Source organism: Pseudoalteromonas sp. KG3 (assembly GCF_030436385.1).
Lineage (GTDB): Bacteria > Pseudomonadota > Gammaproteobacteria > Enterobacterales > Alteromonadaceae > Pseudoalteromonas > Pseudoalteromonas prydzensis.
In genome coordinates, this window is the sequence record NZ_CP098525.1 from 51,985 (window position 1) to 77,539 (window position 25,555).

Consider the following 25,555-nt stretch of genomic DNA (forward strand, 5'->3'; position numbering starts at 1 on the left):
GAAAGTGATGAGCGATTTTTCAATATTAATTAACACCGTGTATGTGCTGTGCGCTTTGCTGTTTATTTTTGGCTTAAAACTCTTAAGCCATCCATCTACAGCTCGAAAAGGTAATCTGTTATCAGGGCTTGCTATGTTAATTGCGGTGGTGGTGACCTTATTAGACAGGCAGATTATCTCGTATGAGTTTATTTTAGGGGCGATTGTGCTTGGCTCTGCCGTGGGTGTGTTTGCGGCGAAGAAAGTCGAGATGACGTCTATGCCTGAGCTTGTGTCATTGTTTAATGGTGTGGGTGGTTTAGCGAGTTTAGCGGTGGCGTATGCGGCGATAGTCAATGACGCGTCTGCCGGCGTGTTTGTCCTGATCGTGAGCTTTATAGCATTGCTTATTGGTGCAGTGACGTTCTCAGGCAGTATTGTTGCGTGGGCGAAGTTAAGTGAGCGCATTGTGGGTCGACCGATTGTTTTTAAAGGTCAGGCCATTGCAAACGTTGTGCTTATTCTTGCGATAGCGGCATCTGGTTATTTATTGGTGACACAACCAGCGATGGCAACATGGCACTATGTGGCGATTGGGCTGGCACTGTTAATGGGCGTGATGTTAGTACTGCCAATTGGTGGCGCGGATATGCCGGTGGTCATTTCTTTACTGAATAGCTACTCAGGGTTAGCGGCATGTGCGGCGGGGTTTGCACTGGAGAACAACTTACTGATTGTGGCCGGCGCGTTGGTGGGCGCCAGTGGTATTATTTTAACAAATATCATGTGTAAAGCGATGAACCGCTCATTGGTGAATGTCTTGACGTCAGGCTTTCAAAAAGTGCACACAAATGAGATGAAGATCGAAGGGGAAATTAAACCACTGAGTCCAGATGATGCATTTTATGTGTTAGAAGCAGCGCAATCAGTACTGGTAATTCCTGGTTACGGTATGGCGGTCGCGCAAGCTCAGCATACGATGAAAGAGCTGCAAGCGTTATTGGAAAACAATGGTGCAGAGGTGGCGTATGCTATTCACCCTGTTGCAGGACGGATGCCGGGACACATGAACGTATTGCTTGCAGAGGCGGATGTGTCGTATGAGCAGTTGTTTGAGATGGACGAGATTAACCCACGGATAGAAGGGTTTGATGTTGCGATAGTCATTGGTGCGAATGACGTGGTGAATCCGGCGGCCCGAGAGATGGTGGGCAGCCCGATTTATGGTATGCCGGTGATTAACGCAGACTTAGCGAAGAATGTATTTGTACTAAAACGAGGCATGGCGACAGGGTTTGCGGGGGTGGATAATCCGCTGTTCTTTAAGCCAAACTGCCGCATGATATTTGGTGATGCAAAAGAGACGTTAAATAGTCTTGTACGCCAATTTGCTGATTAATTTTAGCTGATTTAAACCAGCATTATAAAAGTTTGAGCGTCTCTGTGGAGGCGCTTTTTTATCATAAAATTTGTGACTAAACCCCGAATAATTAGCACTGTGATTTTAATGATTATCTACAGATTTAATTATTTGTGAGATGTTCATCACATATCTATTACCCCAACATTGTGCAGTTTTCATTTCTCTCTTAATCTCAATTCGAATTCGATTACAAAAGAGCAAGTATGTGCAAAGGGGTCTCTCGCTTTCAATTATCCTCTTTTGTGATTTTATAACTCAGTATTTTAATGGGGTGAAAAATGATTGAAAAGAAACGAACAAAGTCGATAAAAATTAGAGTCAATGAATGTGAGCTAGAGCAATTGAATAATAAAAAAGCAAAAGCTGGTTTCTCAATGTTAGCTGATTATATGAGAACGGTTTCTTTAGATTTAGTTGTGCCAGCTAAGAATGTTTACCCAAGTGTCGATCCTACTTTGCATAGGCTACTTTCAGGTATTGGAAATAGCGTTAACCAAATAGCTCGTAAAGTTAACAACTCTCAATTGAAAGCTGCTGATTCATTTAAAATTATATGCATTCTTTCATCTATCGATAGCAACTTAAAGAAAATACGTATGAGTTGGAGCGCTAAATAATGGTAATTATTTTTTTTAACAGAGGGAAAGGAAGCGGTCATGGGCCTGCTGATTATTTAATGGGTAAAGATAGAAATAGAAAAGGTGCTCAAGTCATACGTGGTGATTTAAATGCCACGGTCGAAAATATAAACGGGCTAAATTTCGCAAGAAATTATACAAGTGGATGTCTTTCATTCTCGGAAAGAGATATATCAAGTCATCAGAAAGAAAAGTTAATGGATCAATTTGAATTAACTATTTTTGCTGGTTTAGATATAGATCAATACGATATTACTTGGATTCAGCATCAAGACAAGAATCGTTTAGAGCTTAATTTTTTAATACCTAATGTCGACTTACTATCAGGTAAGCAATATCAACCATATTACCATCGAGGCGAATGGGAGATGTTGAACGCTTTACAGACAATCTGGAATGATACACATGGTTTTTCTGACCCTAACGAACCCCACAGACGAAGAGCATTGACACTTCCAAAGGATTTACCAAGAGAAAAAATTCAAGTTTTAAAAAGTATTACAAATGGATTACTAGCCATGGCTAGTAATGGTTTATTAGAAAATCGTCTGGATGTTATTCAGACACTTAGTGAAGCTGGTTTTGAGGTAACCAATGAAACTAGAGTGTCAATATCAGTAAAAGATCCACAAGGTGGAAAAAATATAAAGTTAAAAGGAGCTTTGTATGAGCGAAATTTTAAAAATGTCGAAGGACTTCGAGAAAAAATCGAAGCAGCAAGTAATGAGTACTCAGCAAGCCGTGAAGAAAGAGTTCACCAAGCTAAACAAGTTTATTGGCACGGAAATAAAAAAAAGCGCGCACGAAACGAGAAACGCTATGCAAGAGTTAAATCATCATCACATGGCACAATACAAGAAACTAAAAATAGCAGTATTGATAATGTTATTAGCAGTCTCTTTCTTCGTGGGAATGGTCTTTCAGTCGAATCTAAACTTGATCAACGTCGAGCAAATATTGAATTAAAACTAATGCAGGAGTTAGAAAAAAATGACGGAATTAGAGCAACAATTAACGCAATCAATCGAGCGAATGCAAGAAGACAACGAGCTAATACGACAAGACTTCGAGGCAAGGTTGCTAGCAGTTCAAAGCGATTACGATGGGCGCTTCGAAGATGTTTGTTTAATGATAAACAACATCGCAAACAGTATCTTCGAGAAGTACAAAAAGCGAATACCTACTACGCTAGTGGAACAAGAAAGCGAGAAAATATGCTTAGAATGTAAACACGGTAAATACACTAAATACACTAACAGTGATGAAAAAGAGCAATGGAAGTTTTCTTGTATAATGGATCATCGACAAAAGGGGAGTGTTGTAGAATGTACACACTATGAACATACAGCAATAGACCTGTTGTGATTCAATGAAACCGGACACTAATTTAGTGTGGTATTATTACCACTCAAAAGAGGGTGTTTAGATAAAATACCCTTTAATGAGCCTGTAACGGATTCTGTGTAACTGCCCGTTTTACATTTTAAATATGCTTGCTGAGTCGTTCCTCAAATTCAATGATAAAACGACTCATTGCATTTCGCCAGTCACGAATTGGCATCGTCCATTTTTTCGATGCCTCTTTTATTGCCAAATAAATCATTTTTCTCGCAGAGTCGTCATTTGGAAATATCTTACGCTTTTTAATCGCTCGGCGAATAACGCTGTTGAGTGACTCAATGGCATTCGTTGTATAAATGGCTTTTCGTATTGCATCCGGATAATTAAATAACGTGTTTAAATTGTCCCAATTCGCACGCCATGACTTTGCTATTTGAGGATATTGATTGTCCCATTTCTCTGCAAATCGCTCCAACTCCAGCAACGCCTCCTCTTCTGTCGACGAGCGGTAAATCAGCTTCAAATCAGCCGTCACGGCTTTATAATCTTTCCATGAGACATATTTCAATGAGTTGCGAACCATATGCACTATACACAATTGAACATGAGTTTGCGGGTAAGCAGTATTAATTGCATCAGGAAATCCCTTCAGGCCATCTACGCACGCGATTAAGATATCTTCAACGCCCCGTTGGCTTAATTCGGTGAGCACGCTCAACCAAAACTTAGCCCCTTCATTTTCTGAAATCCACATGCCAAGCAATTCTTTATGGCCGTCAATATTAATACCTAAAGCAAGGTAAATAGACTTTTTGATAACGCGCTTATCTTGGCGTATTTTTACAACCAGGCAATCCAAATAAACAATAGGATAAATCGCATCCAGGGGGCGAGATTGCCATTCAGTGACCTGCTCCATAACAGCACTGGTAACACGTGACACCAATGTGGGAGAGATATCAGCGCCATACCACTCATGAAAAGCATTCACGATATCGCGTGTGCTCATTCCTTGGGCATACAGCCATAAAATTTTATTATCCATTGAGGTGAATCGAGATTGATGCTTTTTAACAAGCTGCGGCTCAAAAGAGCCTTCACGGTCGCGGGGCGTATCAAGCTCAAACTCACCGTCTTCTGTCTTGATACGCTTACTTGTTTTACCGTTTCGGCTATTACTGCTCGTGGATTTACTGTGTTTTTGATAGCCTAAATGTTCATCCATTTCTGCATTAAGTGCGGCTTCAACGGTTATCTTTTTTAACATCTGACTAAATTGATTTAAATCGTCAGGTGTTTTAATGCTTTTAGCTGCTTCTTTTGCAAACGCTTCAAGTTCTTCTTTATTCATGTTCATCGCCTAATCCTTAAACTCTTGATAGAGTAAATTATGATAGGCATTTACACAAAATTAGTTACATCCTCCCTTTAATTTTTATGGTGACATAGAATCTTGAGCGCCCTCCTTACTAACTGTTCGATGATTTCATATTTATATTCAGATTAGCTAATGAAGGAAAAATATCGTTTGTATCGCAGTCTAGTAAGATCATTATTTTGTATATCCTTTCACATGATATTGCTATAGCTCCAGACTCTATCCTACTAATATAGCTCTGCTCCACATGCAAATGATGAGCAAGTTCTGCTTGGCTCCAACCTTTAGTGACACGTGCTATTTTTATATTTTTACCAATGAGTTTTATAACTGACGGCATCAATAGTATCCACATCTGAAAAAGATAATGGTCACATATTGCTAGTAGTTGTCATATGTATTATAGTGCATATTTAATGTGCTATAATACATTTTAAAGGGTTGTTATGGAATTATATATAGATTCATCATTTGATATTGTCATTAGTCAGGGCCTCGTCGATAATTTTACAGCGAGAGAGATAAGTATTGGTTTATGTTGTCTAATTAAATCAGAACACTACGATCTCACAGACATACAAAAGAGAGCATCAGAATATCTTGAAAAGTTGACTGATAATGGTTTGCTGGAATCTATATCTGAAAATAATCAGCCTAATGTTTATAAAAAAACAAATGAATTTCATAAACGTGCTGAATCTCTGGAATCAGCTGATATATTGAAGGCTCTATTTATTAGAGACTGTCAGTTACGGCGAGCGATTTGTGATTGTCAAATGTCAGAATATAGATCAGTAATGAGGCTGCACACTAAATATTTTAGCGATACAGATGACTTTCAAGAGGTATGTACTCTTCTAGAAGAACGGTATAACTCTATCAATGATGAAATTGAAATTATCGAGCAGCTTTTAAGTATTTATTATAATGAAAGGAGTTCAGTCTTAGAGTAAGAATATTTGAGGCTAGACTTTATACAAAGTGGCTGCCAGTTTTGATAATCAAGTCTGACAGCTAGATGATATTGCGATTAGTTGTAATATTGCTCCGTCAATTATTATTCAATGCAGTGACTAATTTATCTAGTATTACAGGGTCAACTTTTGATTCATTAATTGAAATGTTTAATCCTGATTTGGTCGTTTTAATTTTTACACCTGATAGCTCTTTATCAAGAACATCTTTGAATTTTCCATCATAGCTTATAGGAGCTGTTACCTGATCCGCACGGATTTTTGCAAGTAACTCTTTCTGCAGCTTTTTAGATGCTTTTTCTAACTCTTCTTCAACAAGGCTGATTTCTTCAGCAGTTTCATTCCCGGTTAGTGTAACTGGTTCAATAGGGGTGAACTGGCCAGCAATCGTTTCTAAATATCCATCTTTATTATATTTAACTAATTCACGTAATAATGGAGTAGCAACATATTTTAAAGCTGGAAATAAGTTAATTAGCTCTTTAGGTAAATTTGCATAGCTGAGCGCGTAATAAACATTACTTTTTTTCATGCCTAACAGATCACTCAGCTCTAACCCTGTGATTTCTTTTTCGTTGTTACTATCAAGTTTTGTTTTTAGTGCTTTTATAGACTTGGCTTTATCCATAAAGCTTGGCTCTGCGTACTCATCCATTACACGAGCAAAATGCGCACGCTCTGTTTCTGTTAAATCTTTTGCAACTATGAGGTTTAGCTTGGTATTAGGAAGAATAGAGACTGTGTAAGCACGCCTCAAACCACCTAGTATTTCATATTTTCCATCAACTAACTCAGCTCTAACTGGTTCAGTATTTCCGTTGGAAGATTTAATTGAATGATAAATGTCTAAAACGGATGCTAAAGATAAATCATCAAATGAACGTTTGTTATAGATAGATTTAACACATTTGTTAAATACGTCTTGGCTTTCGATTGTAACTCTTTCCCATTTAATATCACGGCCATCAATGGGGGAGCTGTCAATTAAACTATCGCTATTATCTTTCGTGATAAGGGTGTCTAAATTCGTATTAGATATTTTTCGTCCTATCACTGCTCTTTTTTTATTGCTCATAGCGAATTAACCTTCATTCTTTCTATTAAATGTAATTGTGTCGAATACTGAACGAGTGAATTCTTCAGCTTTAATCCGTGCTTTTTTTAGTGCATCTCTATCACCAGGGTAAAATTTAGGGTTCGTTGAAAATACGGTCCCAAAGCTTTCACCACACCGCTCAAATGCTGTTGATAACGGAAGTGAAGTATCTAGCATATCAGCGCCACAAACTTCTCTTAGCAGGCTTTGTGCATCTGCGTGATCAGACTTTCTTGCTATTTTTGCCATATAGCCAAAAATAGAATTGAGCTTGATTTCACTGCCAGCGCTTTCTGCCATATCAAAAAGTTCTGGGAGACGCTGCATGAACTTCAGAGTTGAGTGAAAATCAACTTGTGCTGGAGGCACAGGGATCAAAAATGTATCAGCTGCAACGAAAGAGTTAAGCAAGAATGCATCTAAGTGAGGACCACTATCAATAAAAATAAAGTCGTAATCATGCTTTAGCTTATCAATTACATTATTTTTTAAAACATCATATATATTTTGGTTCGGTAGGTGTTCATTCGCGAGCTGTTCAAACTGTGATGCTATAAACGCATCTTCAATGGATGCAGGGATTATATCAACTCCAGCTACACTAGATGGCTTAATAAAATCATTAAGTAATTCTTCACGGCTAACGTTTTGTAGCATTGCCTGAGCGACAGTTTCATCCACGATTCCAATTGATAAATCATGTTTCATAAACATTGTCGCACTTGCTTGAGGATCTAAATCTAGTACAAGTATTCTTAAGTCATGTTTTATTAGTGCAGGTGTACATTTTAAACCATGTGCAAGGGTTACAGAGCTTACCGTTTTAGCAACTCCACCTTTTAAGTTTGTTAAAAAAACTGTATGAGCTTCTTTAAACTGGTCACGATATTTAGGGACTCCTCGGTGTTCATAAATTGCAGTTACATCTTTATGTCCCATGCTATAAACGTTATTTAGGCCAGCTTGTTTCTTTTGAAACTGATAACCCTGTAACTCCATCTCTGCCACAGCCTTATCTACTTTTGCTTTAGCAAGGTCTGGTAGGCTTGCCACCGCTGATTTAGAAAAGGTTTGTTCGTAATTCTCAGCATCAAATTCTATCTTTGAATTGGTAATTTTTTCTGAGAGAGTCTCTAAAGTTAATTTAGCCCGAGTCGCAATTTTTAAAATCCTATCATCCATCTGTATACCCTGTCCTATGCAGCTTTTTAAGAATTAAACATATAATGCTGCATATTTGTGTCGATGTAAATGTGAAATTGAAAAACTGGCGTAAAAATAGCGCAACAACCGGAATGATTCCGACAATTGAATTTCCACACTGTGGAATTGTGTAAATGAAGTTAGTTAATCTTTCAGCAAGTTAAAGTAAGAGCGGCAAACTTTTATCTAAAATTTCAGAGTAGACTTCGTGATCAGAGCGAAACGCAGTTGCAGGGCAGTTTAAAATTGAGAAGTAAAATCACATCTTTTCCCTAGTAGACTAGGACTAAGATGTGAACTGTAATGCATAGTACAACTTAAATATAATTATGTAGATTAGTCATCAAGAGATTCGACAATAATGACTTCAATTCCTTGCTCCTTGAAGTATTCAATTAACTCAGGATCAGCTTTAGAGTCTGTAATCAGAACATCAACTTCTTCTAATGAGCAAAAGACGAAGTTGCTTCGTTTACCTAACTTAGTGCTATCGGCCAATACAATTAGCTTATCTGTTTGCTTTTTCAGCTTTTGTTCTGAAAGGATTAATAATGGATCTGACTCCATTATACCAAATTTTCCTATGCCAGGAGTGCCCATAAACATCATAGAGCTACGATAATGCTCGGTGTTGTCTTTCTCGTAGGAACTTAAAATGATGCCTTGTTCTCTATATATCTCACCACCTGGAAGTGAAATTAAATTATCACTATTTTCTGAAAGATAATTTGCTAGCACGAATGAATTGGTCAGTATGTTTAAGTTTTTATCTTGTAGGAACTCACCCATCATGTAAGTTGAGCTACCGCCATTAATAATAATGGAATCGTTGTCTGCACATAATTCAACAGCTTTTTTTGCTATAAGTTTTTTGGTATCAGTGCGTTTAGCCTTATCAAGATCAAAAGCTGAGCTTTGAATGTTTTTTCTTTGATTTTTACTCGATTCAGCCCCGCCTCTAATCTTTACTATTTCACCACGTTTAGACATTTTAGTTAGATCACGACGAATAGTAGCTTCAGATGAGTTTAATTTATCTGTTAAAACTTTAACGCTTGCAAAGTTATATTGATCTACAATTTCTTTAATTAGCTGCTGTCTATGTTTTTCTAACATTAATAACTATCCATTTTGTTCATCCCAAAGGGGTATATACCAATTAATTACAGTATCTTGATAAAATTTTATCATTTTATGACCTAAAAAGGAAAAAATAGATTTTATAAAATACCCATTAAAAACAGCAGTTTAAAATTATTTGCTAGGATTGGTAATTTTACATTAGGACTATTTTTCTGAAGATAATCACAAAAAATTAGTATCTTCAAGAGTTATTGAATCAATCACTTTAGGTCTATATAAATCATTTGCAATCATTGTGGTTAGGTGTACACTGATATGAATTATCGTGACTTACCTAAGTAACAACTATACATCGTACTAATGCGAAGATATAAATATAATTTTTGTAAGTTTTAGTCTTAATTATTTGAATAATAAGTAATACAAATGACAACTCAAACAACTGCATACTCTTTAGTGATTGATATAGGTAAAACTCATGTAAAGCTACATGTGTTAGATAATAAATATAATTCTTTATTTTCCAAACAAATGAAAAATACTGTGGTAAATGAAGGTGATTTTCCTAGTATTAATACAAGTGAGATATGGAGTTGGCTTATAGCTGGTATTAAAGAAATCACGCCAACATACCGTATCAATGCTATAAATATAACAACGCATGGTGCAACAGCGGCATTGATTGATCGTAATTCGACAGGAACAGATGGGCTAGTCCTCCCTATTCTAGATTATGAATACACCGGTGTTTATGACCAAAGTCCAGAATATGAAATCATTCGCCCTTCGTTTGATGATACTTTTTCACCGTCACTACCTGCAGGATTAAATTTAGGTCGCCAATTATATTGGCTAAAAACAAAATACGCAGATGACTTCGAAAAGGCTACTGATATACTCATGTATCCTCAGTATTGGGTGTGGCGCTTTACAGAACAAAGAGTAAATGAAATTACCTCTCTAGGTTGCCATACAGATTTGTGGTCAATTAAAAGCAATAGTTACTCTTCTTTAGTTGATTACCTAGGTTGTGAAAAGCAACTTCCAAAAATTCAACCGGCATGGTTTGATTGTGGGCAAGTAACACCTACATTAATAGCAGAGCTTGGTCTTGATCCACAATGTCGTTTTTATGTAAGCGCGCATTTAAGCAGTGCGCTTAGCTATAATCGAAGTCTAGCTGCACATTCCACGGCATTAGGTCGGTAAAATCATCATCACCCTCATCTCGATTCGGCAACGTTTTAAATAAATGCACAAAGTAGTAATAAGGATTGATGTCATTGGCACGACACGTCATCACAATACTATAGAGTGTGGCGCTTGCTTGGGCACCATTAATTGACTTTGAGAATAGCCAGTTTTTCCTACCAGTGGTAAACGGCCGAATATCTCGCTCAGTAATATTATTATCAATCCCTAGTTCGCCATCTTCACTATATCGCATTAATTTCGGCCATTGATTAAGTGTGTATTTTATCGCTTTGCCAATATAACTCCCCGCCGTTACTTTACCTTCGGCTTCATCAAGCCACGCTTTAAAGTGCATTAATATGGGTAAGGCTTTTTCTTGTCGTAACTGATACCGCGCTTGAGGGGATAACTGTTTGTTTTTAGCCTGGGTTTCCAGTTTATATAATTGGCTGATAAAGCTGATGGCTTTATGCGCTCGACCTTTGTTTTTCGACTCTGCTTTTAAGGCATCGTTATATTTGCGTCTAGCGTGTGCCCAACAACCAACAGGGGTAATGCCTTCAATACCGTCATAAACACGGTAACCGTCGCACTGTAAATAGCCTTGATAACCGGCAAGAAATTCTTTTGCGCAAGCGCGACTTCGACCTGCTTGGTAATCGTAAATCACGACAGGCTCATGGCTAACCTCATTGCTGCGATAAACCCACATGTAGGAATTGCTGCTAGGATTGTCACCTTCATCTAAGACTTGTGTACGGGTTTCATCGGCACATAAACTGTGCTCATTAAGCAAGTGACGTTGCATGGCTGCCACTAAGGGGCTGATTAGCAGGCCCGCTTTAATACACCAATTAGCTAATGTTCCGCGCGATAGTTCAAGGCCGCCACGGCCCAGTATTTCAACGAAACGATAAAGCGGTAAGGCATCGCAGTATTTGCCTGTCACAACCGCCGCTAATGCCTCGGGACTGGCAATACTCCCCGGTATCGGTTGTTTAGGTTTAGGCGCGGTGATGATTTTACTGGTCAATTGTTCATGCTCGCAATGTCTGCAAGCATATTTAAATTGTTTGTGCTTAATGACGCTGACTTTCGCCGGAATAATTTTAACTTGTTCGCTGTCTTCACTACCACATTGATGTAGTTGCTCACCGCAACACTGACACGTTAACTCGGTTAAGGTGTGCTCAACCTCTTCTCGTTCAAAGTGCTCAGCCAGCGTTTGTTTGCCTTTCTTATGGTGTTTAGGCGGCTCAGTCGTTTTATGCTGCTCCGCTTCATTGAAGGTGCCCCGTGGGGCTTTTTCACTTTTTTTACCGTATTTTTGGGATTTACTTAACTTAAGCTCAGCAAGCAAGTGGTCAATCCGCGATTGCATTTCAACCTTATCTTCTTGTAAAGCATCAAGCTTAGCCTGCATAAGTGCAAGCTGATTTTGTAGTTCGGTGATGAGAATAGTGTCTGGCATTTTAATAGCATGACACATGGGAAAGATCGTTCAAGTAAAAAAAACGATCTGATTAATTTACATCACCGATAACCCCGATAAAGTCGGGTGCCGTGTTTGATTACTGACCGGTAACCCTGATAGCAACCACTGTAATTGGCGTTGCTCGATGCCCATAGCCGTGTGTTCATTAGTCTGTTTTGGCCACTGAAATCGTCCTTGTTCTAAACGACGATAATAGAGCCAAAAACCGTTGGTATCCCAAAATAAAATCTTTAATTTATCGCGTTGTTTATTACAAAAAACGAACCACGCTTGGCTTAAAGGATCGAGAGATAGGGTATCGCTGACAATAATACTTAGGCCATTGATTGATTTGCGCATGTCGGTGAACCCCGTGACCAAGTAAACTTGGTGTGTGCAAGGTGTCACAGTACGCTCAATAATTTGGCTAGCGTTTGGTTAGCTAATGTCGACTCGAAGTCTATTTGATAGCCGTTTGGTGTGGTGAGTTTAATGATTGAAGGTTGCGTAAAGGCTTGCTCATGAATAACAAACGGGATCACCTGTTGCTTTTTAACCCTTACCGTTTCATCAGAAAGGCGTTTACGCCAAACATAGAAAGTCGATGCGTTAATGTTGTTATCACGACAAAATTGAATGGTGGCTAAACCACTCGATTTTTGCTGCTCAAAAATGCCTTGCCAGTGTTTTATTTTTTGCTGTTTATTCATAATTACCTCAGGTTAATATGCTGAGTAAATTATGCATAGGTGCCATTAACATTGGTATGTGGGGCTAATTACGCGCTTACGTTTTTATAATGGTATTCATGATAGTAATGCGAGCTTTTTACGTTATAAACTGACCCAAAATACAGCCCCTTTTACAGTGGTATCAACAGGAACGTGGACTATTTTAATGTCATCTCAGGTATCACTCAGTAACCTTGATGCTAAAAAAGATATGCTTGCTAATATTGATGCTATGCAGCAGCCTATTGCTTGTGCTCGCTTTATGGGTGGCAGAGAGTTTGAAGCTATTTGCGAGCAGGCAGGCTCTTGGCTTGGTGAGCAATTCAATGTAAGTGATATTCAAAATGTAATTGATAATCAAGTGTTTGCATTGCCTGATTTTAGTGATGGAAGTGGCCCATTCGGAGGTGCTGAATGTAGTTTCACAGCTAATACAGATAAAGTCAGCGGTATTGCACTAGCAACGATATATTGCGCCTTGATGATCGATTATCAGCTAGATATGCTCGGCGCAAAAGGTGATATTTTCATAGAAGGCGCTTTTTTGAAGAACCCATTATTATGTGCTGTTCTAAATCAGTTAAGAGACGATAATAACGTTATCCTATCAATGGACTCTACAGGTACAGTACAAGGTGCTGGCTATTTATCAGATTGGGGTAATGTTCAGTGCGAGATTGAATGTGAACCCTCATCGACTACTGAGTTGGGTAATCTTAAAGAGTACAAACTGCAGTGGCGGCAGCATGCTGAATCAAGATTAGAGCAATAAAACAGATCAGTTTTTTATCTACTGAGGCCCATTATGCATTACTTTTATGTGTGATTTAGACGGGCAAACACTATTAGTTACTACTAAATGGGCCTCATAACCAAAAATAGAAAAATTTATACGGCTAGTTAGTAAAATTTTGCTTCACAAGCGCAGTGCTTTTATTTTCCATAACCCATATTCTAGTCTTAATATTTGACTGTATTTCTTCTCATTCATCTGTAGAGTACCGTTGATTCCATTGTGGCAGCTTTGCTTAACATGTCTGCTATTCGTTCCGATTTTATAGCGCGAGCATGTAGTTTTGGAAAGTTAATAGCGCCTATCTTATTATTGAATACATCATTCCCTACTACGACCTCACAAGCTCGTTATTAAATTTAAAAATTAGTAGAGTTATACATCGTAAAAAATAAATAATACGTAATTTAACATAATGCAATTATTGGTATAAATGGATGTTTACACAAGTAATTATTGAGTGTATAAATATACTAGTTGTTGAGTTTTGGATAATTGAGAGCTTTATGAAAAGTAGATTGGAAAAAGTTATCGAATATGATGCTAAATACTTGCCAGCTATAAATAAGAATAAAACGGAGGCAGTACGTGTTGATGAGAAATGTCCGATATTTAATTATATACATTCACTAAATGCCGATACTTCAAAACAAACAGCAACTCGTTGCTTACAAGCTATAGCAAGGCATAACGGTTATTCTTCCTTTTATGACATTGACTGGCGTGAAATTACCTCAGTAGATATAAATAGCTTAATTAACACGCTAAAAGCTAAAAACCTCTCGCCAAAATCTATTTCATTATATGTATCGATAGTTAAAAGCGTATGTGAACATGCTTACCTACTTGACCAAATATCACGTTTGCAGTTAGATGGCGTTTTGAAAGTTAAGGGCTCTACTGGTTCACGCATTAAAAAGCATAAAATTATTAGTCGAAATGAATTTGAAGCTCTGCTTAATCTAATTGAAACGGGCAACTTATCAAATAGAATTAAGATGATAAGAGATAAAGCAATTTTTCACTTATTAATTGGCACTGGGCTCAGAAGAAATGAATTGGCAAACATCCAAATTTCATCTTTAGATCTCGAAACTAACAAACAACGTACTATTATTAGCTCTCAGTATCTAAAAATCATAGGTAAAGGTAATAAAGAAAGGTATATAGCGCTTCACCCGGTGACTAAAGCTGCTTTAGAGGACTGGATAAACATACGAGGAACAATAAACGGTCCGATTTTTATGAAAGTATCCAAAAGTGGAAGTTTTGTGATTAAAAAAGACAATGCGCTAACAGGGAATGCGATTTATGAACTATGTAGAAGATACAATACTGTTGCTCCCCACTCATTAAGACGCTCATATGCAACTTGGCTCGATGAAAAAGGGGTCAAAATCAGTCGTATTAGTAAGCTTTTAGGGCATGCAAAAGAAGTCACAACAGCTTTGTATATTGTCGATGATGAAGAGAAAGCATATGAGGATGTTTTAAATAGCTTGTTTTAATACTGCTCTATACTTATCATTGTTATCGTAATAAAATACACTGTAATATGAATTACAGTGTATTTAGGGGCTATTGTATGCAAAAGTTTTATAATAGAGAAGTCCAGCTTAATAAGTTACGAACGATCTCTGATGATATAGGACAATCTAAAAGTCGGTTAAGTGTCGTTGTTGGTCGTAGGCGTGTTGGAAAAACACGTTTACTTAATGAAGCTTTTCAAGGTATTACGCAGAAACACCTTTATTTATTTGTAAGTCGAAAATCTGAGAGTGCGTTAGTCAGCGAATTTTCAACTATATTGCAAAATGAATTGAATACAAAGTTCTTTAAGCCAGAGTCTTTGAAAGATATTTATGAATACTTACTCGATTACTCCACACATACACCTATTACTCTCGTTATTGATGAGTTTCAGGATATTGAACGAGTAAATAGTAGCCTATTTTCAGATCTACAAAACCTATGGGACGAATACAAAAATAAATCGATGATGCATTTGGTTTGTTGTGGGTCTATGTACAGTTTAATGACAAGGATCTTTAAGGATGAAAAGCAGCCATTACTTAATCGTGATGATTACTTTTTTAAAGTAAATCCTTTAGCGCCGAATTATATAAAAGCAATTATGAAGGATAATGATAAATATACTCCAAACAACCTGCTTATTTGGTGGTGTTTATCTGGAGGTATACCTAAATACCTTGAGTGGCTAAATAATGCCGGTAGCTCACCTTTTGACACACTAATTTCAAATGGTTCGCCCTTAATAAAAGAGGGGATGCATCGACTGGTGGAAGATTTTGGTTCTGAGCACCGTGCATATTTTGATGTTTTAGGAGCTATAGCCAGTGGTTATAATAGCCGGCCACGAATAGAGAATTATTTAGATACGAGTGTGGGTGTTCACTTAGATAAGTTAGAAAAAGATTTTGATATCATAACTAAGCTCAGGCCGATTACTGCAAAAGAAAACTCTAGAGATATTCGCTATAAGATTGCAGATGAATTTTTAAGCTTTTGGTTTCGTTTTATATATAGTAACCGAAGTGCAGTTGAAATAGAGAACTATGACTTCATAAGGCGCATAGTATATAGGGACTTTGATACGTATTCGGGCACCCAGCTAGAGGAATTATTTAAAGCTATTATTATAGAATCGAAGCAATTTAACAATATTGGTAGTTATTGGAATAGTAAAGGTGAAGATGAAATCGATATTGTTGCTATTAACGATTTAGACAAAGAAATTTTAATTGCTGAAGTTAAGCGCCAATACAAAAAGTATAGTGAGCCTAAACTGATACTGAAGTCTAAGAGTTTACTGCAGAACTTGAATAAAAAGGGTTATACAGTTTCATATAGAGGGTTTTCACTAGACAATTTAGATGATATTCAGAATGAGTTTAAAAAGGGGGCATGATCTTTCCCCCTAACTAATTTTAGCAAAGGTAACTACAACTACCTCTATACCATCATACTAATTTCATTTTAAGGGGAAACCTTAGCTTTACGATTAATAATAAGTTTATTAACTATACAAATAGGGGTTTTGTGCCCATCCCCTCGAAAATAACCTTGGCCTGAATTAGCCGATCTCCTCGAAATCGGCAGTAAATTTAAAAAGCACAATTATCAAGTGGTAAATTTTCTTAGAGAAAGCTTACCGCTTGATAATTAAATACGGTATTTTGGTATCATTTCGTTCTGCACTGGTAAACTTTGTTCCCATTTATTAAGGTATGCGTATAAAAAACAACAAGAAAGGTTTACCACTATTTCTTCATCAAAAACCAAGCGTATACAGATTCTTAGTGAATCTGAAATTAATGAACTCTACGCATTACCTAACTTTAGTCGCCAAGAACGTGATGATTACTTTTCTTTAGATAATGAAACCCAAAAATTGGTTAATGAGCTAAGGCGCACAGAAACCAGAGTTTATTTTATATTGCTGCTTGGCTATTTTCGCTCTCGTCCAATAGTGTTTAATTTCTCATTTGATCTGGTTAGTAATGACCTTGATTATGTTCACACTAAATACTTCAGTGATAAAAGTATGTCACATGAAGACTTATCGCCCACAACCAAAACAAAGCTAATCAATAAACTACTAAAGTTTACTGGGTTTACTTCATACCAGAGCAAGTCAGATAAAGAGCCACTTCTTAAACGTCTAAATGATGTTGTTAAAATCAACCTTGAGCCAAGGTATGTGTTTGATGAGTGTATTGCATATTTTGGTCAAAACAGAATAGCGCTTGCTGGCTATACGACTCTTCAAGATACTATATCCACTGTTTTATCTAATGAACGTAGTCGTATTAAATCAGTGCTTAACCAGCACCTAAGCAGCGATACAAAAGCAACACTGCTGAAATTGCTTGATTCTAATAGCACGTTTACCGACTTAGCCAAGTTAAAACGCATGGCTAAAGACTTTTCAACGAGCCAGATCACACAAGAGCTAAAGACGCATAAAATCATCCGCTCACTTTATCCTGAAATTAAAGCACTTATTGCTGAGTTAGAGCTGTCTCCTAAAAACCTTGAATACTATGCTTCTCTGGTAAAGCACAAATCGGTTTATAAGCTAAAAAGACATGCTGACAGCCAAACTGTTTTATATCTCGTTTGTTACTTGTTCTTTAGGTACAGAGAAACCAACGATAATCTTGTTGCTGCATTTATTTACTTGGTTAGAAAACTAACCGAAGGGGCAAAGAGCCACGCCAAACAGCGTATTGTTGACGATGTTAATATTGTCAGAACTAAATTGAAATCGGCTGGAAGTCTGTTGAAGTATTTTATTGATAGTGATATTGACGATGAATTGACTTTCGGTGATGTTCGTGAAAAAGCCTTTAAATTATTGCCTGCCGAAAACATTAAATTGCTTAGTGAGCACCTTGATAATAATGATTTTGATGGCCGTAAATATGAATGGCAATTTATAGATAAACAATCGAGAAAAGTGAGTAAGTTGCTCCGCTCTTTGTTCATGGCCATAGACATCGAGTTTATCCACTTAAAAGATGAATTACATGAACAATATGTCATGGCGCATTCTGAATTAGGGAAATCTAAGGCTATTCGAACCATCAATATAGATCTGGTACCGAAAAGTGATCGCGAACATTTAGAAGGTGAAGTCACCAAACAAATAGCTAACCGTTTTGAGTATTTTCTTTATCGTAAGGCTGAGCAGCTTTTTCAAAGCAATAGCCTAACGGTAAAGGAGAGTGTGAATAATCGCAGTTTGAGTTCAGACTTAATACAACCCAAAGAGTGGCAACAGAAAGCTGACATTATCGAAAACACAGGACTTGTTAAATTAGCTACGCCTATTAATGACACCTTAGATGAAAAGCGATACCAGTTAGAAACGAAATTAGAGGAAGTTAGTTCCGGTGTTTGTCAAACTAGTTGTCGCGATCACTACGTTATGCACTCTCAGCCTTGACACTATTTTGTTCAGGGTTTAAGTACACTTCTTTTGGTAAATCCCAATTACGGATATTACCGCTCCAGCGCTCAGGGTGAGCATCTTTAGCACCTTGATAAACTTCTTTTCTATTAGCCAATATGTCACCCGCTAATCCTGAATGCCTTTGATGTGGGCTGACGTATTTGATGCCACTATGTTTGTGGTTAAAATTATACCAGTGGCTAAATTTCAACACCCAACTACGCGCCTCATCAATTGTTGAAAACCCTTTATACGGATAGTCAGGGCGATATTTACACGTTTTAAATATCGACTCAGCATAAGCATTATCATTGCTCACCCTAGGACGATTAAAAGACGACACGACACCTAAACTATAAAGTGTTTCAAGCATTGATGAGCCTTTCATTGGGCTTCCATTATCCGAATGCAGTACCAGAGGATTATCTTTAACTCCTTCTTTTAAATGAGCTTTCTTAATTAATATTGATGCATTTTCTGCTGATTCGTCATCATGAATTTCCCATCCAACAATCTTTCGACTAAATATATCGAGTATCAAATATAAATAAAAATGCAGCCCTTTAGCGGGGCCTGGTAACCAAGTAATATCCCAACACCACACTTGGTTTGGCCCTGTAGCACAGTGTGTCGTCGGTACTTTTCTCTCTTTTATCTGACTACGTCCGCGAGCGTTTTGCTGTTTTTCTTCATGAAGAACACGATAATATGTTGATTCAGAAGCAAGATAAATACCCTCATCTGCTAATGTAGGGACGATTTGGCTTGGTGGTAAGCTCTTAAAATCATCGCTATTAACGATGGCTAATATGTTATCTCTCTCTGCTTTTGATAGCTTATTTTTTGGCTCAGGGCGCTGAGATATTGGTCTACCATCTGTTTTTATGTTCCCGTCAACAGTCCAACGTTGATACGTCCGGACACTGATCCCAAGTTCACGGCAAGCTTTAAACTTTGGCGCACCAGAACTCACAGCTTCATTAACTAGTTTAACTGCTTGAATGCGAGCTGAGTCGAGGATCATTCGTCCTCGGCTTCCCCCCAGATCGCATTTGCTTTTTTTCTTAACACCAATAGTGCTGCGGTTTCAGCGAGTGCCTTATCTTTTCGACGTAGCTCCTTTTCTAATTGATTGATCTGTTTTTTATCTTTCTTTGTTTCGGTGGAGAAGGCTTTTTCTTGCTCTTTAACGTTAGCGTTTGCATCTATACACGCATTTCGCCAAGCCGATACTTGTTCCACATAAAGACCTTTGCCTCGGCAATATTCCGCTAACTCAGCTTGATTTAAAGAGGCTGTTTCCAACACGACTGAGAATTTATTTGCTGATGACCACTGCTCAGCATTCTTTCCATCACCTGGCACTAAATGCCCCTTATCAATTGCTTGTTTTCGCCAATTATACAAGGTTGATTCACCAATCCCCATCTCGATTGATAATTGGGCTATTGCTATATTATTTGGAGGCATCATCTTCTGAAGAGCCGACTCTTTGCTTTGCGCTGAATAATGTTTCATTGTTACTCCACGCCCTCTGTTTAATGGTTGAATATTAAGCGCGACAACTAGTCTGACAGAGAGGGTTATGCGTAACTCTAATAACCAACACGACTACCCATTTAAAACCTCAGAGTTGAATGAACTGCTAGAACGTGCAGCCGAAGCACTGGCTGCAAAATACAAACGAGAAGGCACGTTCACTAACCCAACCAATGTTAAGGAATATTTAAGGCTCAAGTTAGGGGCTCATGACCGCGAAGTATTCGCCGTGATGTTTCTTGATAACCAACACCAGTTGATCAGTTTTGAAGAGCTGTTCTTTGGCACTATTGATGCGGCATCAATCTATCCACGTGAACTACTCAAGGCTGCACTAAACCACAACACCGCCGCGGTAGTTTTTGCTCATAACCATCCTTCAGGTATCGCTGAGCCCTCTCAAGCAGATAGACGGATTACACAGCGGCTAGTGGATGCATTCAAGCTGGTAGATATCCGAGTGTTGGACCACATCGTTGTGGGTGAGGATTGTGTGTCATTTGCAGAAAAGGGGTGGGTATGAAGACCGTCTTATTGCCTTGTCGCTACGTATCATTATCACAGCATCTTCTACGCTATCTAGAAGCGTCTATTAGTTTGTGCACTATTTCTGAGACTACAGAACGTATTTCCCTCAACTTTAGGCACTCGACCTACCTAACGCATAGATCAGGTCCACATCCATTGGAAGTGCACTTGTTCAGAGAGTCTCCAGAAGAAGCTTGGAAAATTGCGACGATGACCAGCTTTGCTTTTTCTTCCGATGAGGATGAGCAGTTGGAAGTAGAGCTTTATTTCAACTTCAGCCATCAATGGTTCTATCAACCAGATATCGAACGGTGCGACCTCAATCAGCCACAAGTCATCGAACTCTTTCATTCTTGGCAACACGCGTTAACCAACACCTTCCACCAACAAAGCTTTGATTATTTCGCTGCAACGGCCATCAAGTAATCTCATATTTAAAAACAAGGACCAACTATGTCAAACTCTCATTCATCAACCGTTACTTTCAGCCCTTCATGCTTACCTATTTCCCAGAAGCTTCATGGCAGCTTAAACCATGTACTTAGCCAACACTCCGACAGTCGAGGTAAGCAGAGTATCATTGTGAACTTTAGAGATAAAAGCTACAGCGCTGAAAATGGTGGTTATCATCCTGTTGAAATTGCTTTAAGTCAGGTTTCCGAGAATCACTACACCATCCTTTATATTACTGACTTCAGTTATTGCGGTGGTGCTTACCCAGAGCTAGATAGAGATATTGATTTTGATATCGGCAGCTCAGTGGTCTTTTCACGTTATGCGGGATGGCAAAACATTCGCCTACCAACGATGACAGAACTCTACGAAATATGGGAAAGAAACTTTCTTAGCTACATGTCGATGGACGCCTACGACCAAATCACAGTCGAGTGTAGTTAGACACATCACCCCGTTACCTTTCACGTTACAAACACTACACAACCACCAGCACAGAGCCAAAACGAGGCTGCTTCCCATATTGTTAAAAACGGGAAGCTTCCACCCCTTGCTGTATAAGGGTTCTTTAATATCGTCGGCTTTGTGCTTCCCAAAACACTCTTCTACAGACAAAAAAGGAAGCAGACTATGGCTGAGGTCCAAGCAATTAAAGACGATGACACCATACGTATGGTTGGTCACTTATTAAGTATTCGTTGTCATCCACAAATGGCCGATGTGTGGCATATCGGATTAAACCTGGCACTGAGGATTTCTGATTTGTTGTCGATTCGCTTTGAAGACATTAATGGCGACCGACTCATTATTCGAGAGAGTAAAACCGGAAAGCTCACCAACATTCAGCTCAATACCAAAGCGCAGCTGCACATTGCTAGATTGAGGGAGCAACATCCCGACCACATCTACTTGTTTCAATCCCACCGATGCCAGCAGCTGAAAAACAAACCACCGCAGCCAATCACGCGACGCGCTGTGTCGATGGCGTTTCAACAAGTAGGCCAAGAGCTGAATATCGCGTTAGGTACTCACTCGATGAGAAAGACCTGTGGTTACTTTCTCTATCAATCCACAAAAGATATCGGACGTGTCATGAAAATGCTTCGCCATACTTCTGAGGGCGTCACCCTCCGCTATATAGGAATCACTCAAGATGAAGTCGATAAGGACTTCGTTTCTCTTGAGCTTTAAGCATGATCATTTACTAAGGGGGCGGGACCGCTAATCCCTTATAAACATTAAGCTCAGAGCCTTTTTGAGTTTCGTCATCACAAAATTAGAGGGCAAATAACATGAATCCATATAACGCAATAGGAAGCTTTCTAGTCGGCAACTTATCGAAAAGTTTAATTCAAAACTTATTCTGGAAAACCAACAGCCCGATTAGGGGCAGCATTGTGTATTGCGATCTCGCATTTGGTTATGCTGAACATTCAGGTGTCTACGTGAGAAATGGACGTATCATCCATCGTAATGGCAAAGGTCTTATTGAAGCCGTATCAATTCATCAATTCCTAGCAGATACCACAGCCATTTCCATTTACGTGAGTTGCAACGCTCAAGGTAAAGCCATTGGCAGTGAGTCTTGTGCTCAAGTGGCTGAAAGCATGCTAGGCATACAAACAGACTATTCCCTGCTAAATGAAAACTGCCATCAGTTCTGTAGCTACTGTCTAAGTAGTGACATGCTCTCAAGCACCTTCACATTGACTCAGCTTAAACGTGATGCTCGTGCGCACATTCAAGCTAGTCAGTGGCGAGTATGGGATTTGAGACATCGTCACAAAAGATAAGGGGATCCTCTCCCCTTTATTTTTGTCGGAATCGAAAAGTGAGTGATAGATTACCGATAACTATTACCAAAGTAAGCGCGTAATTAGCCCCACATACCAATGTTAATGGCACCTATGCATAATTTACTCAGCATATTAACCTGAGGTAATTATGAATAAACAGCAAAAAATAAAACACTGGCAAGGCATTTTTGAGCAGCAAAAATCGAGTGGTTTAGCCATCATTCAATTTTGTCGTGATAACAACATTAACGCATCGACTTTCTATGTTTGGCGTAAACGCCTTTCTGACGAAACGGTAAGGGTTAAAAAGCAACAGGTGATCCCGTTTGTTATTCATGAGCAAGCCTTTACGCAACCTTCAATCATTAAACTCACCACACCAAACGGCTATCAAATAGACTTCGAGTCGACATTAGCTAACCAAACGCTAGCCAAATTATTGAGCGTACTGTGACACCTTGCACACACCAAGTTTACTTGGTCACGGGGTTCACCGACATGCGCAAATCAATCAATGGCCTAAGTATTATTGTCAGCGATACCCTATCTCTCGATCCTTTAAGCCAAGCGTGGTTCGTTTTTTGTAATAAACAACGCGATAAATTAAAGATTTTATTTTGGGATACCAACGGTTTTTGGCTCTATTATCGTCGTTTAGAACAAGGACGATTTCAGTGGCCAAAACAGACTAATGAACACACGGCTATGGGCATCGAGCAACGCCAATTACAGTGGTTGCTATCAGGGTTACCGGTCAGTAATCAAACACGGCACCCGACTTTATCGGGGTTATCGGTGATGTAAATTAATCAGATCGTTTTTTTTACTTGAACGATCTTTCCCATGTGTCATGCTATTAAAATGCCAGACACTATTCTCATCACCGAACTACAAAATCAGCTTGCACTTATGCAGGCTAAGCTTGATGCTTTACAAGAAGATAAGGTTGAAATGCAATCGCGGATTGACCACTTGCTTGCTGAGCTTAAGTTAAGTAAATCCCAAAAATACGGTAAAAAAAGTGAAAAAGCCCCACGGGGCACCTTCAATGAAGCGGAGCAGCATAAAACGACTGAGCCGCCTAAACACCATAAGAAAGGCAAACAAACGCTGGCTGAGCACTTTGAACGAGAAGAGGTTGAGCACACCTTAACCGAGTTAACGTGTCAGTGTTGCGGTGAGCAACTACATCAATGTGGTAGTGAAGACAGCGAACAAGTTAAAATTATTCCGGCGAAAGTCAGCGTCATTAAGCACAAACAATTTAAATATGCTTGCAGACATTGCGAGCATGAACAATTGACCAGTAAAATCATCACCGCGCCTAAACCTAAACAACCGATACCGGGGAGTATTGCCAGTCCCGAGGCATTAGCGGCGGTTGTGACAGGCAAATACTGCGATGCCTTACCGCTTTATCGTTTCGTTGAAATACTGGGCCGTGGCGGCCTTGAACTATCGCGCGGAACATTAGCTAATTGGTGTATTAAAGCGGGCCTGCTAATCAGCCCCTTAGTGGCAGCCATGCAACGTCACTTGCTTAATGAGCACAGTTTATGTGCCGATGAAACCCGTACACAAGTCTTAGATGAAGGTGACAATCCTAGCAGCAATTCCTACATGTGGGTTTATCGCAGCAATGAGGTTAGCCATGAGCCTGTCGTGATTTACGATTACCAAGCAGGTCGAAGTCGCGCTTGCGCAAAAGAATTTCTTGCCGGTTATCAAGGCTATTTACAGTGCGACGGTTACCGTGTTTATGACGGTATTGAAGGCATTACCCCTGTTGGTTGTTGGGCACACGCTAGACGCAAATATAACGATGCCTTAAAAGCAGAGTCGAAAAACAAAGGTCGAGCGCATAAAGCCATCAGCTTTATCAGCCAATTATATAAACTGGAAACCCAGGCTAAAAACAAACAGTTATCCCCTCAAGCGCGGTATCAGTTACGACAAGAAAAAGCCTTACCCATATTAATGCACTTTAAAGCGTGGCTTGATGAAGCCGAAGGTAAAGTAACGGCGGGGAGTTATATTGGCAAAGCGATAAAATACACACTTAATCAATGGCCGAAATTAATGCGATATAGTGAAGATGGCGAACTAGGGATTGATAATAATATTACTGAGCGAGATATTCGGCCGTTTACCACTGGTAGGAAAAACTGGCTATTCTCAAAGTCAATTAATGGTGCCCAAGCAAGCGCCACACTCTATAGTATTGTGATGACGTGTCGTGCCAATGACATCAATCCTTATTACTACTTTGTGCATTTATTTAAAACGTTGCCGAATCGAGATGAGGGTGATGATGATTTTACCGACCTAATGCCGTGGAATGTGCAGCTAGACTTCGATTATAGCTAAGCGCACTGCTTAAATGCGCGCTTACGTTTTTACGCAAGTTTGCATGCCCTCTATCTGGGTTGTGAGCCGCATTGGTATAATAAGAAATATGATAACTATTAATATCGCCTAAGGTGTATTGCTCAAAAGTACCGTCACGCTTTGCTACATTTTTTGAAAAAATATCTTCACCGTTAACGCTTTGTGCAGCAAAAAAAACAATGACCAAACCGGCATCAAATTTTAAGTTTTGCACTTCCCATTCGGCAATAAAACTGTCAGGAAAATCCATTGGGCTCCAAAACACATGATGCATTTCTTCATTTGGTGAATGCATTTGTAACCAACCATTATTGAAAGTAACTTCCCCCGGGCCTTCCATTCGCCAATTGCTAACGCTTTCAGGTGTAGATAACTCGCTTTGGTAAAGCTGTTTACCTTTACTTACCTCGGCTAAAGTTGGGATTGAGATCAACAAGCTGCTAATAAATATAAGCGTTCTTAAGTAACTCTTTAACATACCATGTAACTTTTAGATTGATTTTGATTGATTATGATTGTAAGTTAATCAAAATCTAAATGCTATGTCTAATGGCAAAGTTACATTAATA

The 25,555-nt window shown here is 38.8% G+C and carries 27 protein-coding genes and 1 pseudogene; 18 read left to right on the forward strand and 10 right to left on the reverse strand.

Annotated features, from left to right (window positions below; all coding sequences use genetic code 11):
* The first annotated feature begins 7 nt into the window (after positions 1-7).
* The 4 genes and pseudogenes from NDQ71_RS23735 (at position 8) to NDQ71_RS24490 (ending at position 3,006) form a co-directional block, all read left to right on the forward strand.
* Positions 8-1,378, forward strand: coding sequence for an NAD(P)(+) transhydrogenase (Re/Si-specific) subunit beta (locus tag NDQ71_RS23735; protein WP_192541840.1), 1,371 nt, complete (start codon positions 8-10; stop codon positions 1,376-1,378).
* Positions 1,379-1,680: 302 nt separating this feature from the next.
* Positions 1,681-2,019, forward strand: coding sequence for a plasmid mobilization relaxosome protein MobC (mobC, locus tag NDQ71_RS23740; RefSeq protein ID WP_192541839.1), 339 nt, complete (start codon positions 1,681-1,683; stop codon positions 2,017-2,019).
* A 218-nt stretch (positions 2,020-2,237) separates the two neighbouring features.
* A pseudogene (locus NDQ71_RS24485) lies at positions 2,238-2,663 on the forward strand (relaxase/mobilization nuclease domain-containing protein); the annotation flags it as partial.
* A 100-nt stretch (positions 2,664-2,763) separates the two neighbouring features.
* Positions 2,764-3,006, forward strand: a complete 243-nt coding sequence (locus NDQ71_RS24490; RefSeq protein ID WP_367318028.1) for a hypothetical protein — start codon at positions 2,764-2,766, stop codon at positions 3,004-3,006.
* Positions 3,007-3,523: 517 nt separating this feature from the next.
* On the opposite strand, the gene NDQ71_RS23750 is transcribed toward NDQ71_RS24490, so the two are convergent.
* Together NDQ71_RS23750 and NDQ71_RS23755 are read right to left on the reverse strand one after the other, a co-directional pair.
* Positions 3,524-4,732: an IS256 family transposase gene (locus NDQ71_RS23750; protein ID WP_192543251.1), complete on the reverse strand. Its 1,209-nt coding sequence runs from the start codon at positions 4,730-4,732 to the stop codon at positions 3,524-3,526.
* A gap of 118 nt (positions 4,733-4,850) precedes the next feature.
* On the reverse strand, positions 4,851-5,114 hold the full coding sequence (locus tag NDQ71_RS23755) for a helix-turn-helix transcriptional regulator (RefSeq protein ID WP_318782679.1): 264 nt from the start codon (positions 5,112-5,114) through the stop codon (positions 4,851-4,853).
* 91 nt (positions 5,115-5,205) lie between these two features.
* Between NDQ71_RS23755 and NDQ71_RS23760 the strand changes: the two genes are divergently transcribed.
* On the forward strand, positions 5,206-5,712 hold the full coding sequence (locus tag NDQ71_RS23760; protein WP_192542941.1) for a hypothetical protein: 507 nt from the start codon (positions 5,206-5,208) through the stop codon (positions 5,710-5,712).
* 97 nt (positions 5,713-5,809) lie between these two features.
* Here the strand turns inward: NDQ71_RS23760 and NDQ71_RS23765 are convergent, their stop codons facing one another.
* The 3 genes from NDQ71_RS23765 to NDQ71_RS23775 form a co-directional block, all read right to left on the reverse strand.
* Complete coding sequence (locus NDQ71_RS23765; protein ID WP_192542942.1) at positions 5,810-6,808, reverse strand: hypothetical protein; 999 nt, start codon at positions 6,806-6,808, stop codon at positions 5,810-5,812.
* 6 nt (positions 6,809-6,814) lie between these two features.
* Positions 6,815-8,017: an AAA family ATPase gene (locus NDQ71_RS23770; RefSeq protein ID WP_192542949.1), complete on the reverse strand. Its 1,203-nt coding sequence runs from the start codon at positions 8,015-8,017 to the stop codon at positions 6,815-6,817.
* 351 nt (positions 8,018-8,368) lie between these two features.
* Positions 8,369-9,148 (reverse strand): DeoR/GlpR family DNA-binding transcription regulator, encoded by a 780-nt coding sequence (locus NDQ71_RS23775; protein ID WP_301563145.1) that lies wholly within the window; start codon positions 9,146-9,148, stop codon positions 8,369-8,371.
* 393 nt (positions 9,149-9,541) lie between these two features.
* Between NDQ71_RS23775 and NDQ71_RS23780 the strand changes: the two genes are divergently transcribed.
* Positions 9,542-10,324 carry an FGGY family carbohydrate kinase gene (locus NDQ71_RS23780; RefSeq protein WP_301563146.1) on the forward strand — a complete coding sequence of 261 codons (783 nt, stop codon included), beginning with the start codon at positions 9,542-9,544 and terminating at the stop codon, positions 10,322-10,324.
* Here NDQ71_RS23780 and NDQ71_RS23785 read toward each other — a convergent pair.
* From NDQ71_RS23785 to NDQ71_RS23795, 3 genes are read right to left on the reverse strand one after another with little or no spacing between them, the layout of a single operon-like run.
* Positions 10,275-11,780, reverse strand: coding sequence for an IS66 family transposase (locus NDQ71_RS23785; RefSeq protein ID WP_244453981.1), 1,506 nt, complete (start codon positions 11,778-11,780; stop codon positions 10,275-10,277). The genes NDQ71_RS23780 and NDQ71_RS23785 overlap by 50 nt on opposite strands.
* Positions 11,781-11,837: 57 nt before the next feature.
* A complete protein-coding gene (gene tnpB, locus NDQ71_RS23790; RefSeq protein ID WP_301563133.1) occupies positions 11,838-12,191 on the reverse strand; it encodes an IS66 family insertion sequence element accessory protein TnpB in 354 nt (117 codons plus the stop codon).
* Positions 12,188-12,493 carry an IS66 family insertion sequence element accessory protein TnpB gene (locus NDQ71_RS23795; protein ID WP_179808177.1) on the reverse strand — a complete coding sequence of 102 codons (306 nt, stop codon included), beginning with the start codon at positions 12,491-12,493 and terminating at the stop codon, positions 12,188-12,190. The genes tnpB (NDQ71_RS23790) and NDQ71_RS23795 overlap by 4 nt, the downstream gene beginning before the upstream one ends.
* Positions 12,494-12,551: 58 nt before the next feature.
* Here NDQ71_RS23795 and NDQ71_RS23800 point away from each other — a divergent pair, with 58 nt between their 5' ends.
* The 4 genes from NDQ71_RS23800 (at position 12,552) to NDQ71_RS23815 (ending at position 18,276) form a co-directional block, all read left to right on the forward strand.
* The gene (locus tag NDQ71_RS23800) at positions 12,552-13,286 is read left to right on the forward strand and encodes a hypothetical protein (protein ID WP_301563147.1); all 735 of its coding nucleotides are present in this window, start codon (positions 12,552-12,554) and stop codon (positions 13,284-13,286) included.
* 458 nt (positions 13,287-13,744) lie between these two features.
* Entirely contained in the window at positions 13,745-14,815 is a 1,071-nt protein-coding gene (locus NDQ71_RS23805) for a site-specific integrase (protein WP_301563148.1), read from the forward strand.
* Between the two features lie 77 nt (positions 14,816-14,892).
* The gene (locus NDQ71_RS23810; protein WP_192542946.1) at positions 14,893-16,236 is read left to right on the forward strand and encodes an ATP-binding protein; all 1,344 of its coding nucleotides are present in this window, start codon (positions 14,893-14,895) and stop codon (positions 16,234-16,236) included.
* 384 nt (positions 16,237-16,620) lie between these two features.
* Positions 16,621-18,276 (forward strand): DUF4158 domain-containing protein, encoded by a 1,656-nt coding sequence (locus NDQ71_RS23815; RefSeq protein ID WP_301563164.1) that lies wholly within the window; start codon positions 16,621-16,623, stop codon positions 18,274-18,276.
* On the opposite strand, the gene NDQ71_RS23820 is transcribed toward NDQ71_RS23815, so the two are convergent.
* Positions 18,257-19,800, reverse strand: a protein-coding gene (locus NDQ71_RS23820) for an IS3 family transposase (protein WP_225736794.1) whose coding sequence is annotated in 2 segments (ribosomal slippage) — positions 18,257-19,347 and positions 19,347-19,800 — 1,545 coding nt in all. Because the reading frame shifts where the segments join, the coding sequence is not laid out codon by codon here. The genes NDQ71_RS23815 and NDQ71_RS23820 overlap by 20 nt on opposite strands.
* A gap of 67 nt (positions 19,801-19,867) precedes the next feature.
* Between NDQ71_RS23820 and radC the strand changes: the two genes are divergently transcribed.
* The 8 genes from radC (at position 19,868) to NDQ71_RS23860 (ending at position 24,965) form a co-directional block, all read left to right on the forward strand.
* On the forward strand, positions 19,868-20,344 hold the full coding sequence (radC, locus tag NDQ71_RS23825) for a DNA repair protein RadC (RefSeq protein WP_301563149.1): 477 nt from the start codon (positions 19,868-19,870) through the stop codon (positions 20,342-20,344).
* The gene (locus tag NDQ71_RS23830; protein ID WP_301563150.1) at positions 20,341-20,775 is read left to right on the forward strand and encodes a DUF2787 family protein; all 435 of its coding nucleotides are present in this window, start codon (positions 20,341-20,343) and stop codon (positions 20,773-20,775) included. Before radC ends, NDQ71_RS23830 begins: the two co-directional genes overlap by 4 nt.
* Positions 20,776-20,802: 27 nt before the next feature.
* Positions 20,803-21,246 carry a DUF2787 domain-containing protein gene (locus tag NDQ71_RS23835; protein ID WP_301563151.1) on the forward strand — a complete coding sequence of 148 codons (444 nt, stop codon included), beginning with the start codon at positions 20,803-20,805 and terminating at the stop codon, positions 21,244-21,246.
* 186 nt (positions 21,247-21,432) lie between these two features.
* Positions 21,433-21,993 (forward strand): tyrosine-type recombinase/integrase, encoded by a 561-nt coding sequence (locus NDQ71_RS23840; protein WP_301563152.1) that lies wholly within the window; start codon positions 21,433-21,435, stop codon positions 21,991-21,993.
* Between the two features lie 101 nt (positions 21,994-22,094).
* Complete coding sequence (locus tag NDQ71_RS23845) at positions 22,095-22,595, forward strand: lecithin retinol acyltransferase family protein (RefSeq protein ID WP_301563153.1); 501 nt, start codon at positions 22,095-22,097, stop codon at positions 22,593-22,595.
* Between the two features lie 151 nt (positions 22,596-22,746).
* Complete coding sequence (locus NDQ71_RS23850) at positions 22,747-23,052, forward strand: IS66 family insertion sequence element accessory protein TnpB (RefSeq protein WP_301563154.1); 306 nt, start codon at positions 22,747-22,749, stop codon at positions 23,050-23,052.
* On the forward strand, positions 23,049-23,402 hold the full coding sequence (gene tnpB, locus NDQ71_RS23855) for an IS66 family insertion sequence element accessory protein TnpB (RefSeq protein ID WP_301563133.1): 354 nt from the start codon (positions 23,049-23,051) through the stop codon (positions 23,400-23,402). The genes NDQ71_RS23850 and tnpB (NDQ71_RS23855) overlap by 4 nt, the downstream gene beginning before the upstream one ends.
* Before the next feature lie 57 nt (positions 23,403-23,459).
* Positions 23,460-24,965 (forward strand): IS66 family transposase, encoded by a 1,506-nt coding sequence (locus NDQ71_RS23860; protein ID WP_244453981.1) that lies wholly within the window; start codon positions 23,460-23,462, stop codon positions 24,963-24,965.
* Here the strand turns inward: NDQ71_RS23860 and NDQ71_RS23865 are convergent.
* On the reverse strand, positions 24,916-25,464 hold the full coding sequence (locus NDQ71_RS23865; protein ID WP_301563155.1) for a DUF1961 family protein: 549 nt from the start codon (positions 25,462-25,464) through the stop codon (positions 24,916-24,918). The two genes, NDQ71_RS23860 and NDQ71_RS23865, sit on opposite strands and share 50 nt — an antisense overlap.
* Positions 25,465-25,555 lie beyond the last annotated feature (91 nt).

What these genes read in the sequence shown, in the direction of transcription:
- NDQ71_RS23765 (WP_192542942.1), bottom strand. Translation starts at nt 6,808, where the DNA reads ATGAGCAATAAAAAAAGAGCAGTGATAGGACGAAAAATATCTAATACG.
- NDQ71_RS23865 (WP_301563155.1), bottom strand. Translation starts at nt 25,464, where the DNA reads ATGTTAAAGAGTTACTTAAGAACGCTTATATTTATTAGCAGCTTGTTG.
- mobC (WP_192541839.1), top strand. Translation starts at nt 1,681, where the DNA reads ATGATTGAAAAGAAACGAACAAAGTCGATAAAAATTAGAGTCAATGAA.
- NDQ71_RS23810 (WP_192542946.1), top strand. Translation starts at nt 14,893, where the DNA reads ATGCAAAAGTTTTATAATAGAGAAGTCCAGCTTAATAAGTTACGAACG.
- radC (WP_301563149.1), top strand. Translation starts at nt 19,868, where the DNA reads ATGCGTAACTCTAATAACCAACACGACTACCCATTTAAAACCTCAGAG.
- NDQ71_RS23850 (WP_301563154.1), top strand. Translation starts at nt 22,747, where the DNA reads ATGAATAAACAGCAAAAAATAAAACACTGGCAAGGCATTTTTGAGCAG.
- NDQ71_RS23735 (WP_192541840.1), top strand. Translation starts at nt 8, where the DNA reads ATGAGCGATTTTTCAATATTAATTAACACCGTGTATGTGCTGTGCGCT.
- NDQ71_RS23805 (WP_301563148.1), top strand. Translation starts at nt 13,745, where the DNA reads ATGTTTACACAAGTAATTATTGAGTGTATAAATATACTAGTTGTTGAG.
- NDQ71_RS23785 (WP_244453981.1), bottom strand. Translation starts at nt 11,780, where the DNA reads ATGCCAGACACTATTCTCATCACCGAACTACAAAATCAGCTTGCACTT.
- NDQ71_RS23750 (WP_192543251.1), bottom strand. Translation starts at nt 4,732, where the DNA reads ATGAATAAAGAAGAACTTGAAGCGTTTGCAAAAGAAGCAGCTAAAAGC.
- NDQ71_RS23835 (WP_301563151.1), top strand. Translation starts at nt 20,803, where the DNA reads ATGTCAAACTCTCATTCATCAACCGTTACTTTCAGCCCTTCATGCTTA.
- NDQ71_RS23780 (WP_301563146.1), top strand. Translation starts at nt 9,542, where the DNA reads ATGACAACTCAAACAACTGCATACTCTTTAGTGATTGATATAGGTAAA.
- NDQ71_RS23760 (WP_192542941.1), top strand. Translation starts at nt 5,206, where the DNA reads ATGGAATTATATATAGATTCATCATTTGATATTGTCATTAGTCAGGGC.
- NDQ71_RS23775 (WP_301563145.1), bottom strand. Translation starts at nt 9,148, where the DNA reads ATGTTAGAAAAACATAGACAGCAGCTAATTAAAGAAATTGTAGATCAA.
- NDQ71_RS23860 (WP_244453981.1), top strand. Translation starts at nt 23,460, where the DNA reads ATGCCAGACACTATTCTCATCACCGAACTACAAAATCAGCTTGCACTT.
- NDQ71_RS23845 (WP_301563153.1), top strand. Translation starts at nt 22,095, where the DNA reads ATGAATCCATATAACGCAATAGGAAGCTTTCTAGTCGGCAACTTATCG.
- NDQ71_RS23795 (WP_179808177.1), bottom strand. Translation starts at nt 12,493, where the DNA reads ATGAATAAACAGCAAAAAATAAAACACTGGCAAGGCATTTTTGAGCAG.
- NDQ71_RS23755 (WP_318782679.1), bottom strand. Translation starts at nt 5,114, where the DNA reads ATGTGGATACTATTGATGCCGTCAGTTATAAAACTCATTGGTAAAAAT.
- NDQ71_RS23830 (WP_301563150.1), top strand. Translation starts at nt 20,341, where the DNA reads ATGAAGACCGTCTTATTGCCTTGTCGCTACGTATCATTATCACAGCAT.
- NDQ71_RS24490 (WP_367318028.1), top strand. Translation starts at nt 2,764, where the DNA reads ATGAGTACTCAGCAAGCCGTGAAGAAAGAGTTCACCAAGCTAAACAAG.
- NDQ71_RS23840 (WP_301563152.1), top strand. Translation starts at nt 21,433, where the DNA reads ATGGCTGAGGTCCAAGCAATTAAAGACGATGACACCATACGTATGGTT.